The 11347-nt window shown below is 49.6% G+C and carries 21 protein-coding genes; all 21 read left to right on the top strand.

The window, feature by feature from the left end:
* A partial coding sequence (locus Q7P41_RS08230; RefSeq protein ID WP_303883388.1) for a hypothetical protein occupies positions 1–255 on the top strand: 255 nt, incomplete at its 5' end.
* Positions 245–922, top strand: a complete 678-nt coding sequence (gene thyX / locus Q7P41_RS08235; RefSeq protein WP_303883389.1) for an FAD-dependent thymidylate synthase — start codon at positions 245–247, stop codon at positions 920–922. The genes Q7P41_RS08230 and thyX, both read left to right, overlap by 11 nt.
* A gap of 3 nt (positions 923–925) precedes the next feature.
* Positions 926–1078 (top strand): hypothetical protein, encoded by a 153-nt coding sequence (locus tag Q7P41_RS08240; RefSeq protein ID WP_303883391.1) that lies wholly within the window; start codon positions 926–928, stop codon positions 1076–1078.
* A 19-nt stretch (positions 1079–1097) separates the two neighbouring features.
* A complete protein-coding gene (locus Q7P41_RS08245) occupies positions 1098–1304 on the top strand; it encodes a hypothetical protein (protein ID WP_303883393.1) in 207 nt (68 codons plus the stop codon).
* A complete protein-coding gene (locus tag Q7P41_RS08250) occupies positions 1301–1717 on the top strand; it encodes a hypothetical protein (protein WP_303883394.1) in 417 nt (138 codons plus the stop codon). Before Q7P41_RS08245 ends, Q7P41_RS08250 begins: the two co-directional genes overlap by 4 nt.
* Positions 1718–1765: 48 nt before the next feature.
* On the top strand, positions 1766–1948 hold the full coding sequence (locus Q7P41_RS08255) for a hypothetical protein (protein WP_303883395.1): 183 nt from the start codon (positions 1766–1768) through the stop codon (positions 1946–1948).
* Between the two features lie 158 nt (positions 1949–2106).
* Positions 2107–2784: an HNH endonuclease gene (locus Q7P41_RS08260; RefSeq protein ID WP_303883396.1), complete on the top strand. Its 678-nt coding sequence runs from the start codon at positions 2107–2109 to the stop codon at positions 2782–2784.
* Between the two features lie 117 nt (positions 2785–2901).
* On the top strand, positions 2902–3234 hold the full coding sequence (locus tag Q7P41_RS08265; protein ID WP_303883398.1) for a P27 family phage terminase small subunit: 333 nt from the start codon (positions 2902–2904) through the stop codon (positions 3232–3234).
* A 22-nt stretch (positions 3235–3256) separates the two neighbouring features.
* Positions 3257–4909 carry a terminase TerL endonuclease subunit gene (locus Q7P41_RS08270; protein WP_303883400.1) on the top strand — a complete coding sequence of 551 codons (1653 nt, stop codon included), beginning with the start codon at positions 3257–3259 and terminating at the stop codon, positions 4907–4909.
* Positions 4910–4922: 13 nt separating this feature from the next.
* On the top strand, positions 4923–6092 hold the full coding sequence (locus tag Q7P41_RS08275) for a phage portal protein (protein ID WP_303883402.1): 1170 nt from the start codon (positions 4923–4925) through the stop codon (positions 6090–6092).
* 18 nt (positions 6093–6110) lie between these two features.
* Positions 6111–7067, top strand: coding sequence for a head maturation protease, ClpP-related (locus Q7P41_RS08280; RefSeq protein ID WP_303883404.1), 957 nt, complete (start codon positions 6111–6113; stop codon positions 7065–7067).
* A complete protein-coding gene (locus Q7P41_RS08285; protein WP_303883406.1) occupies positions 7060–8295 on the top strand; it encodes a phage major capsid protein in 1236 nt (411 codons plus the stop codon). The genes Q7P41_RS08280 and Q7P41_RS08285 overlap by 8 nt, the downstream gene beginning before the upstream one ends.
* Positions 8296–8307: 12 nt before the next feature.
* Entirely contained in the window at positions 8308–8475 is a 168-nt protein-coding gene (locus Q7P41_RS08290; RefSeq protein WP_303883408.1) for a hypothetical protein, read from the top strand.
* 10 nt (positions 8476–8485) lie between these two features.
* Positions 8486–8773 (top strand): head-tail connector protein, encoded by a 288-nt coding sequence (locus tag Q7P41_RS08295; protein ID WP_303883410.1) that lies wholly within the window; start codon positions 8486–8488, stop codon positions 8771–8773.
* Complete coding sequence (locus tag Q7P41_RS08300; protein ID WP_303883412.1) at positions 8763–9119, top strand: phage head closure protein; 357 nt, start codon at positions 8763–8765, stop codon at positions 9117–9119. The genes Q7P41_RS08295 and Q7P41_RS08300 overlap by 11 nt, the downstream gene beginning before the upstream one ends.
* Positions 9116–9529 carry an HK97-gp10 family putative phage morphogenesis protein gene (locus Q7P41_RS08305; RefSeq protein WP_303883414.1) on the top strand — a complete coding sequence of 138 codons (414 nt, stop codon included), beginning with the start codon at positions 9116–9118 and terminating at the stop codon, positions 9527–9529. The genes Q7P41_RS08300 and Q7P41_RS08305 overlap by 4 nt, the downstream gene beginning before the upstream one ends.
* A complete protein-coding gene (locus tag Q7P41_RS08310) occupies positions 9519–9917 on the top strand; it encodes a DUF3168 domain-containing protein (protein WP_303883416.1) in 399 nt (132 codons plus the stop codon). Before Q7P41_RS08305 ends, Q7P41_RS08310 begins: the two co-directional genes overlap by 11 nt.
* A 6-nt stretch (positions 9918–9923) precedes the next feature.
* Complete coding sequence (locus Q7P41_RS08315; protein WP_303883418.1) at positions 9924–10349, top strand: phage tail tube protein; 426 nt, start codon at positions 9924–9926, stop codon at positions 10347–10349.
* A 15-nt stretch (positions 10350–10364) separates the two neighbouring features.
* Positions 10365–10589, top strand: a complete 225-nt coding sequence (locus tag Q7P41_RS08320) for a hypothetical protein (RefSeq protein WP_303883419.1) — start codon at positions 10365–10367, stop codon at positions 10587–10589.
* 12 nt (positions 10590–10601) lie between these two features.
* Positions 10602–10997 carry a hypothetical protein gene (locus Q7P41_RS08325; RefSeq protein ID WP_303883420.1) on the top strand — a complete coding sequence of 132 codons (396 nt, stop codon included), beginning with the start codon at positions 10602–10604 and terminating at the stop codon, positions 10995–10997.
* A gap of 68 nt (positions 10998–11065) precedes the next feature.
* Positions 11066–11311 (top strand): DUF4035 domain-containing protein, encoded by a 246-nt coding sequence (locus Q7P41_RS08330; RefSeq protein ID WP_303883421.1) that lies wholly within the window; start codon positions 11066–11068, stop codon positions 11309–11311.
* The last annotated feature ends 36 nt before the right edge of the window (positions 11312–11347 follow it).

The following is an 11347-nucleotide window of genomic DNA, read 5'->3' on the forward strand; positions in this document are numbered from 1 at the left end:
AAAAAGATCGCCGACTACGCGCATATCCTATGCGGCGTAAAACATGCGGAAAAGAAAAAGAAACTATATAACGGTAGCCTTGATAACCCGGACGACGTGCGGAGCACCATCTCGCCCGAGGCTACCGCGATCGCCGAAACTGAACCGGGGGAAGAGCCGGGCCGACTGGAACGAGCGAGGGGATGCGACCGAGGTTCCTGGCATCCCTACACTGAAATAAAAGTATGGGGAGAGAAAAATAACGATGGATATTAGGTTGATTACATGGACACCCAATCCGGAGAAGACTGTCGCCACGGCAGCAAGGCTGTGCTATTCTTCAATATCGGCGAGCGAGATAGCTGAGGAAATTTCGGAAGAGAAGGTTGAAAGTCTTACCGAAATGCTAATACAAAAAGGACACGAATCTCCGCTTGAACATGCGTCCTTTACCTTTGCCATAGACGGCGTAAGCAGGGCCTTGTCACACCAGCTAGTTCGCCATCGGATTGCCTCTTACTCCCAGAAATCACAGCGATACGTCGATGAAAAAGCATTTAAATGGGTTACGCCTCCCTCGATAGAAAAGAGCCCGGCAGCAAGAAACATCTACTATGCGCAGATTGGGGCAGTTCGGCAAGCCTACGCATCGCTTTGTGCGGCAGTGCCGCGCGAAGATGCCCGGTATATCTTGCCTAACGCCTGTGAAACGAGCCTGGTCATGACTATGAATGCGCGTAGTCTATTACACTTTTTCCGGGTGCGCGGCTGCCAAAAAGCTCAATGGGAGATACGGAGCCTTGCCGGGATGATGCTTGAAGAGGTGCGCAAGGTAGCCCCAGTGCTGTTTAAAAACGCCGGTCCGGCTTGCAAGATAGGGGAAGGATGCCCTGAGGGAGAAGCAACGTGCGGCTTGCAGGGCTTTGATAAACAAGGAGGGTGAGGTATGACTGCGACTGCGCTCATTTACCGAATGATTATAAACGCTATCGCGGGTGAAAACGAGTTAAACGAACAGCTGTATGAAACCTATGTCAAGGAGCAGCGGCTGCACGTGACGATAGCGGAGATGCTGCAGGCTAAGAGGGAGACGGCATGAAATTACAGGAGGCGGCAAGATGAAATATAAACACATCACCCGGACGGTCCGCCCGTTGGCGACTTTAGGCGAGCTGATAGCGGACAAGCATCCGGAGCTGTATCAGGCAATTACTTATCACACTGCCCCGATCACCCTTGCCGCCTCCGATTATGAGGACGCGGAACGGGAGGACTTGCGGCGGCTGATGGAGACACCGCCCAGGCCGGGGAGGGATGGCGAGTGAATAAGGACAAGCTGCGCCAACTGCGGCATCTGAAACGGGAGATCGAGCTGCTCCAAGACCAGATCGCAAACCTGGAGAGCGAGATCGTCACCGATAAAGTGCGCGGCTCCGACCCCGAGCATCCTTACACTGAGAAGTCTTTTTACATCACCGGCTTTGCGCACGAAGAGCATGGCCGGAAAATGAAGCGGCTAAAGGAGCGGCTCCAGCGCCGGTTAGACGACCTGATGGATCTGGTGGTGGAGATAAACGAATTTGTCGAGGAGATAGATGACAGCCTGCTCCGGCAAATAATTATCTTGCGGCATGTGAACGGCCTGACGTGGGAGCAGGTAGCGGCACATATTGGGGGCGGGAATACGGGGGACAGTGTGAGGATGATGCATGATAGATTTTTGGAGGGCAAAAGATGATCTGGACGCTCTTTTATCGAAGTGTGGGGGCGAAAGGAGGGCGATAGCATGCTTGATATCGGACTATCAAAAAGCGATCTGTTAAAAGAGATCGGCACGAGTGAATTGACACCGGAGTTGATTGTGGACCTAATCGATAAAAACAATAAGGCTATTTATGATCAATTAGAATCTCGCGGGTTTGCAAGCCTTGTCGTAGATATAGTAATAGACTACATATATCGCCGTTAGGGTAGATGCTTAAGCTTGTTCGTTATGTTCGGTTTGTCTGTGCTATTATGTTATTAAGCAAGTTTATCTTGTTAAACATTCCCAACCCCGCATAGGGCCGCGTCTACCAGCAGGGCGCGGTCCTGTTGTGTACTAGCTACTAGGAGATTAATTTAACAGTGAATGTATATGTAGTGCACGGGCCGCCACTTAGCGGTAAGAGCACATATGTACAAGAGCGCAAAGGCCCTAACGACATCGTGTTTGACTTCGACTTGATAATGTCTGCACTGAGCGGCCTTCCCGTTCATCAGCATAATGACAATCTAATCGGCTATGTGTTAGACATCCGGGACCTGATTATAAACCGGCTGCGGCACGAAGACAAGTTAGACGCCGCGTGGATCATCGTGACTACGATTCGGCCCAGGCTGAGGCAGGCGCTATCGGGCATTGATGTTAAATACATTGAGCTGCAAGTAGACGAAGCGACAGCCAGACGGCGGCTGCGGGATGATCCTGACGGCCGAGATGTCGCTGTCTGGGATCAAGTAATCGACAAGCACTTCCGGGCAGCTGAAGCCCGGGAGCTTTACAAGAGTGCGGCATGGTTGAGGGTGCGGGAGCAGGTGCTTGAGCGGGACAACAACGAGTGTCAAGAGTGCAAGCGACGCGGCAGTTTTAGCAAGGGCAATGTTGTGCATCACATCAAGCACCTAGAGGACAGGCCAGACCTTGCGCTTGAAGCCGACAACCTTATGACAGTGTGCGAGGAGTGCCACAACCGGCTGCATCCTGAAAAGTTTAGAACAGCCAAGCGCGAGAAGAAAGAATATATTACGCCGGAAAGATGGTAATACCCCCCCCGGGTTCAAAAAACAAAAATCGCACAGGCCCGGAGGACCGGGCGGGGGACCGCACAAAACATATTTAGCAAATACCTTACGTGAACGTGTAAATAAGAAGGTGAGACATTGACAGCTCCTAAAAAGCCTAGCAAAACACAAATCAAGCAGGACCTCATCGATCAGTTAGAAAGACAGGGCGTATACGGCACGCAGTACCTCGACCTGGTGCATGACTACATGGCCCTGCATGATATTAAAAACAAACTGATTAAGGACATTAAGAAACGCGGCGTCACCGTCAAGTACCAGCATGGCAAGGACCAATGGGGCTATAAAAAAAATGACTCGATTGCCGAGCTTAACAAAACCAATGCGCAGATGCTAAAGATATTAAGCGAGCTAGGGCTAAAGGCTACGAACCTTGAGCCAGAATCCGATCCTGATGACGACGAAATGTAACCCGGAGGTGGTGACCATGTAGATGCAGAGGCGGCACAGAGATTATCACCCCTACATTGACAGCTATATCGACGGCGTCAGATCCGGTGCGATTCCGGCCTGCGGAGACTTAAAGCAAGCTATGGATCTGATTGAGCTTAAATTAAATGATCCCGACGTATTTATCGATCACAAAAAAATAGATAAAGCCGTCGAATTGATAGAGCGTTATTTTGAATACGAGCTCCTGGACTGGGAGCTTTTAGTTTTAGCCTTAATACATTGCTATTACCGATCTCAGGATACCGTAGTTTATGATGAATATTTTATCATGATGGGCCGGGGCAACGGCAAAAACGGGTTTATTTCGCCTGTGGCATGGTATCTCACAACGCATTATCACGGCGTTAAGGGATACAACATTGACATTATCGCTAATGCTGAAGATCAAGCAAAAACAAGCTTTGAAGATATTTACGAAGTTCTTGAGCGCACCTGGGATAAGTCTAAGAGGTTTTTTTATAAAACGAAGCAGCAGATCGTAAACCTAAAAACTAAAAGCTATATCAAATACAACACCAGCAACGCGCGCACCAAAGATAGCAAGAGAACAGGCTGCCTTATATTCGACGAGGTTCACGAGTACGAGGACTGGGACATGATAAAAGTATTTACATCAGGTTTTGGCAAACGGAAACATTCCCGCACGTTTTATATCACGACTCAAGGTTATGTGCGAGGCGGCGTGCTTGATGAACTTTTAGACTTATCGAAACAAGTGCTATCCGGAGAAATAAAAGATATTGGCTTCTTGCCGTTGATCTACCGGTTGGACAGCAAGGAAGAAGCCGAAGATCCTGCTAATTGGCCGAAGGCGAATCCGTCTCTGGAATACTTTCCGGAATTGCAAAAAGAGATGAAAAACGTTTACGCTAAGTCAAAATATTTGCCACACTTGGCCATCGATTTTATGACTAAGCGCATGAACCTGCCGGCGCAAGATAGCTTTATCGTCGTAGCACCCTGGGAGAAAATTCTTGCTACCAACCAGCCTATACCCTTCGAAGAACTTGAAGGACTGCAGTGCATCGGAGCGATTGACTACGCCAGGACAACGGACTTTGCTAGCTGCGGTCTGCTTTTTAAGTATAAAGGCAAGCGCTACTGGATAGAGCACAGCTTTGTTTGCCACCTGGCACTGAAGGTTGAAAGCCGGCCGATAAAATTCCCGGTACGGGAGATGGCAGACCGTGGGCTTGTGACTATTATCAACCGGCCCAACATAAGCGCAGGCGACATCTCGAGCTGGTTTTTAAAGCAAGCCGAGAGATATCACATTATTGATATCGTTTGCGACAGCTACAGGGCCGCCCTTCTGGAATCGGAATTTAAGCAGAAGGGCTTGCCGCTTACAGAAGTTAGAAGCGGTCCGGCTACTCATGCGAAAGTGGCCCCCCTGGTTGAGCAATCGTTTGCCGAAGAGACTTTAGTGTTCGGGGACAACCCCACGATGCGCTGGTACACAAATAACACTTGTCAGGAAATGGATGCGAAGGGCAACACGACATATTTAAAGATTGAACCTAAGACCCGCAAAACAGACGGGTTTTTTGCTTTGATTCATGCCCTGTCTAAAGACAGCGAGCTTGATTGGCCTGCGGAAGATGTTATGAGTTTAGGTGTTTACACCTATTAAGGGAGGTATAGGCGTGGCGGTATGGGACTGGTTTTTAAGCTTGTTTGACCGAAACACAAAGACTTTAGACATAAGCACTATTGTTGGCGAAATAGCGACAGAAATTTATTTCAAAGAACTAGCGGTGCAGGCTTGCATTAACTTGATCGCCGGTGTGCTTTCGCGGGCAGAATTTCAAACCTTTGAAAAAGGTGAGGAGGTCCGGAAGGACAGCTATTATCTTTTTAATGTCGAGCCTAACCCTAACAAAAGTGCGAGCAAGTTTTGGCGCGATGTAGTTTCAAAAATGGTCTATAATAACGAATGCTTGGTTGTTTGGCAGGATGAACATATTTATGTAGCTGATAATTTTAGCGTAGATCGTTACGCTTTTAAGGAATATATCTATCGCAACGTTATTGTTGACGACTTTGCCTTAAGCCGCAGCTACACAGAATCCGAGGTCTTTCATTTTGAACTACACAACGAAAGAATTGCGGATGTTATCGAAGGACTATATAACAGTTACGGGAAGCTTATTGCCGCGGCGCAGGTCAACTACAAGAGAAATCACAGCCGGCGCGGAACGGTCGAAGTACCGACGAATTGGCCGACTACCGAGAAGGCGCAACAAGAGCTTAGAGACCTATTCGAGAGAAAATTTAAGGCCTTCTTTGAAGCGGAAGGCCCTGCGGTTTTACCCCTAACCGGAGGACTAAAGTATAACGAACTGCCCTCTAATATAGGTGTCAAGGGCGGCGCAGATAACGCGCAGATCCGGGCCTTTATTGACGACATCATAGATTTTGTTTGTATCGCTTTTCAAGTCCCGCCGCAGCTTATCAAGGGCGACGTAGCGGATACAGAAAAGGCGATGGACAACTTGTTAACCTTTTGCATAAACCCTCTGGCCGAAGTTATTCACGATGAAATTAATCGCAAATATTACAAAAAGAAAGCGGTCCTTGAGCGTACCTATATGCGGATCAACACATCAATGATCCGGGCGCATGACCTAAAAGATATTGCCGGCGCACTTGAAACCCTGCTCCGCATAGGCGGTTACTCTATCGACGACATTCTAAAAACCCTTGGTATGGAGCCGCTGGGCACCGAATGGAGCACGGCGCGCTGGATGACAAAAAACTATGAGCCAGTTGAGCAGTTTTTTTCAGGAGGTGATGACAGTTCTGTCTCTCAATAATTTAGAATGCAAAAGGAGGTGGCGAATATCAAAGGCAGAAAATACTATTCGCTAACTGCGGAGAATAAAGAGGCAAGCGTTTACATTTACGGCGACATCGTATCCTGGGAATGGCTAGAAAGCGATGTCAGCAGCTACACTCTCGCAAAAGAGATCGAGGAGCTGCCCGGGGACATTGAGACAATCAATGTCTTTATTAATTCTTACGGCGGCGAAGTTGCAGAGGGCTTGGCAATTTATAATGCACTGTGCCGGCACAAAGCAAAAGTAAAAACCTACTGCGATGGGTTTGCTTGTTCTGCCGCATCCGTAGTGTTTATGGCCGGCGATGAACGGATAATGTCGAATGCGTCGCTTCTGATGATTCACAATGCGTGGATGGTTACAATGGGCGATCCGGGCGAACTGCGAAAAGACGCCGACGATCTGGAGATTATTAACAAGGCTGGCATCAATGCATACATGGACCATGTCAATATCTCCGAGGAAGAACTCCGCGCAATGATGGACGCCGAAACATGGATCGCACCGGAGCAAGCCCTTGAAATGGGCTTTGCAACGGAGATAGTAGAGCCGGCGGTAACTGATAAGGCAGCTGCGAGCCTGAATCTGCGCAAGCAGTTGATCGGCATGATTTTAGAGCGGCAGTCTCAAAACAGCAAACAGCAAGAGCCCGCACCCAGGGGGCCGGCACCGGTAATCGTCCTATGGGAAACGACAGGCGGGCAATATACCCTTGTTACGCCGCAAGACAAGGCCACCAACAATGTCGCGATACTCGAAGTGCAGCAACCCGCCGGGCCCGTAATAGAACTTTCTTCCGCACCTGAATCTAAAACAGAGCCCGAAATCCCCGAAACATCCGAAACCGTTGTTGAATCGGAACCAGAACCTGAATCGATTCTTAAGCAAAACAAGCCTAAAAAATTACTTGCGGCACTACTTGCCGCAGAGAGGAGAGAAACAAATGCTTAATCTTGACAAGATGTCACAGCAGAAAGAGGACGCTGTGACTAAGATTAACGAAGCTATGCAGGAAGGCAACGAGGAGGAATTTGCGGAAGCATTTATCGAGTACACCGACCTGTTGCAGCAAGCAGTCCTGGCAGAAGCAAAAGGCATGTTGCAGACGGCTGACAATCAGATTCTGTCCGGCCGCGGTGTACGAGTGTTGACCTCACGAGAGACCGAATATTATCAGAAAGTAATAGGCGCGATGAAATCCGCTAATCCGAAGCAGGCGCTTACGGGTTTTGACGCCGTGCTTCCCGAAACAATCATTGATGCCGTGTTCGAGGATATCACCGAGGAGCACCCGCTTTTATCAGAGATTCGCTTTGAAAATGCCGGTGCGCTAATTAAATATCTATATAGCACAATGGACAATCGGCATCTGGCTTGGTGGGGGCCGCTATGTGGTGAGATCAAAAAGGAGCTTAGCGCACAGTTTGCCTATTTAAGCCTTGAGCAAACTAAGCTGTCTGCATGGCTGCCTGTTTGCAAGGCTATGTTAGATTTAGGCCCTGCATGGCTAGACCGCTATGTCCGGACCATCCTGGCCGAGGCTATCGCGAACGGCCTTGAAAACGGCATCATTAACGGCAAAGGCATTGCCGAAGCCGCGACAGATCCCGACGATCGCATTTACGAGCCGATCGGTATGGTCTGCGACCTTACTAACTACAACCTAACGACAGGCTACGCCTCCAAAACAGCAATTCCGGTTACGGACTTCCGGCCCAAAACCTACGGCGGGCTCATTGCGCAGCTAGCAACTGGTCCCAACAATCTCTACCGGCCCGTGACGTCAGTTACCCTGATTTGCAACCCGGTTGATTATTTTAACAAGGTCATGCCGGCGACTATTCACCGCCGCCGCGATGACGGGACATATGTAACGGATATCTTTCCCTTTCCAACAAAAGTTGTCCAGTCGGCGTGGGTTGCACAAAACAAGGTTATTCTTGGCCTCCCGGAGCGTTACTTTATGGCAATGGGAATTGGTGAAGGTGGCCGCATAGAGTACTCTGACGAGTATCAATTCCTTGAAGACGAACGCACCTACCTTATCAAGCTCTACGGCACAGGGCGGCCCCTGGACAATAACTGCTTCCTGCTTCTAGACATCAGCGACCTTGAATCCCCTCTGCCTGAGGTTATTGTTGCTAATATCGAAGATCTTCAACCCGATATTGACGCATAGGGACCGATCTAAATGAGCAGCAAAAAGATAAAGGTAAAAGTGCTTCGCACGTTTCGCAATAAATACAGTAAGTCCCTGCACGAGGCGGGGACTTACTTATTTATCAGCAGGAGCAGGTATGAGGAGATCAACAACGCAGGACACGGCAAGCTAGTAGAGCAGGTAGAAAAGAAGGGATAGATGGTGCACTATGCTGCAGGCAATCAAAGACTACCTAAAAATAACCTGGGACGATGAGGATACTCACATTCAAGAGATTATTGACCGAGGGAAAACGTACCTCGAGGAGTTAGTAGGCGCAGAACTCGACTTCGAAACAGAAGGCCTATCCCGCTCCCTGCTCTTCGACTATTGCCGCTATGTTTATAGCAACGCTTCAGAATATTTCGAGGAAAACTTTCAGCAGGAGATATTGCGCTTGCAACTGCAGGTAGGCGTCAAAGCTCCGCTTGCGGAGGTAGATGAGGATGAAGCCTAAAGCCGAAGTCATGAAAGACCTTGCGCGAGTCTGCCGGCGTAAGGTTGTAATTCAACGCAAGGAAACAGTTACAGATGAATACGGTGACACAACAACAACCTGGGCTGACTGGCGGGCTATGTGGGCAGAACGGAGCAGCCTCTGGGGGCGCGATTACTATGCAGCCCTGGCGGTAGGCGAAGAGCAGACCGTTGAGTTTACCCTTCGCTACGCGGCATTCTTAGACGAACTTAAAACGGATACGCACCGGCTATTCTACGCAGGCGAGATCTACGACATTCGGCAAGTTGACTACCTCGATGACGACGGCATGTGGATTAAGCTTCGGGCGGTGAAGCATACGTGAGAGTCCGCATGAAGGTCGAAGGTGGTGATAGGCTGGCCCGTAAGCTGCAGATGATAGCCGAAGAAACAGCCCGCAAGCATATGCGCGAGTCAGCCCTTGCCGGCGCAGAAGTAATCCGGGCCGAGGTAGAAGACAGGGCACCGCGAAAAACCGGCGTCTTGGCAGGCGATATTCAAAAAGAGGTCAAGAAGCAAACAAAAAACCGGGTTGAGGTACACGTAGGCCCTGGCAAAAAGGGCTGGTATGGCGCGCTTGTCGAGGATGGACATGCCATCGTGGTTAAAGGCGAGAAAGTGGGCGACGTTCCTCCGCATCCCTTCATCCGGCCTGCGTTCGATGCTAAAACCGAGGAGGCATACAGGGTGTTTGAGTCCGAGCTGCGAGGGAGGCTGAAGCTATATGGGGATTGAACCTCGTCAGGCCCTATACGCGCACCTCAAGAATGATCCCGGGGTGCAAGCGGCAATAGGCGAAAGGATTTATCAGCGGCGAGCTCCTGCGGGGGCAGAAAAGCCGCTGATTTTGATCCAGCCCCAGATTAGCCGGATACCGAGCCGCGACCTGGGCGGCACTGCTTTTAAACGAGTCCGGCTGCAGGTTACCGCGATAGCGGATACCCAAACCCAGGCAGAGGTAGCCGTCAGAGCTGTTGACAATGCGGTTGAAGGCTTCTCCGGCTCCATGGCCGCGAAGCTCCAAACGATTACGGCTACCGTAGACAATGATCGGCAGGTTGAGCAAGAGGAAATAGGTGAAATTTACCACCACGTTGATATTACAATTATTTACAAGGAGTGAATTTAAATGCCTGAAATCACAGGGCTAAAAACTAAGTTTTATCGTGAAGGCTCGACAATTGGAGGTTTTGAAGAGATTGCGCAAGTTGCGTCGATTACGCCTCCTCAGCCAGAACGCGACACTATAGACGTTGATGATCTGAATCCTCCCGGAGAAGTTCGCAAAAAGCTAGTTGGATTAATTGACCCCGGCGAAGTATCGCTAACGTTGAATTTTGATCCTACGAACACGGGGCATACGGACCTGGAAGAGGACTTTTTAGGCGGTGAAGCGCGGCAATATAGAATCAAACTGCCTAACGATTATGGTTGGACATTTACCGCTTACTGCACTGCCTATCAACCTCAAGAGGTTAGCGCTGACGACGTGTTGCAGGCCGAAGTGACCTTGTTATTAACAGGTGTTTATGAATTCGGTGAAATTACAAGTTAAGGAGATAAATAGACCATGCGGCTTAAAATTGTCGTGCCCGAAAAAGCGTTACCCGGGCGTCTAGACGGTACTGCCCAAGTTTTTCTAGACGGCAGAGAACTTAAACACGTCTGCGAAGTCAAGGTTAATTTATCGGCAGGCGAGGCAAACCGGGCCTGTATTGTGTTTTATCCGACCGAAGTTATAGTTGATGGTGATTTTGAAGAGATTGAAGAAGTCGAAATCGGAGACGAAAAATAAGGAGGTAAGGCCTTGAAGCTACTCACAAGAGATGCGATCTTGCAGGCAGAGGACCTACCCACAGAAGATATCGAAGTCGAAGAATGGGGTGGCGCTGTCCGAGTCCGTGCTCTTACCGGAGCGGAGAGAGACGCGTTCGAGCAGTCTATCGTTGAGCAGCGGGGCAAAAGTACCCGCATGAATCTGCGTAATATCCGAGCAAAGCTGGTAGCGCTTACTGTCGTCGACGCTGACGGTAAGCGGCTTTTTTCTGATAAAGACGCTGAGCTTTTAGGCAAAAAATCCGCAGCGGCACTCGACCGCGTGTTCGAGGTAGCGCAAAGGTTATCCGGTCTATCCTCTGAGGATATGGAGGAACTGTCGGGAAACTCGGAAGAAGGCCAGAGCGAAGATTTTACTTTCGACTAGCTTTGGCCTTGGGTATGACGGTAAGAGAGCTCCTGGCCAGGATTGATAGCCGGGAGCTCTCCGAGTGGATGGCCTTTTTCGAACTAGAACCCTGGGGTGCAGAGACCGAGGATTGGCGGTCCGGCATGATAGCAAGCACTATCGCTAACGTTAATCGCGATCCTAAAAAACAGCGCAAGCCTTTCGAGCCTGAGGACTTTATGCCTCAGCGTGAAGCACAACGGCAAACAGCGAAAGAAGAACAGACCTGGGAAGAACAGGCAAATATCCTGGGAATGTGGGCCAGGATGATGGACGCGGCGCATGGTAAATAATTATTTCCATGCGATTCTTTTATCTCGGTCTACCTC

The organism is Acetomicrobium mobile, assembly GCF_937920065.1.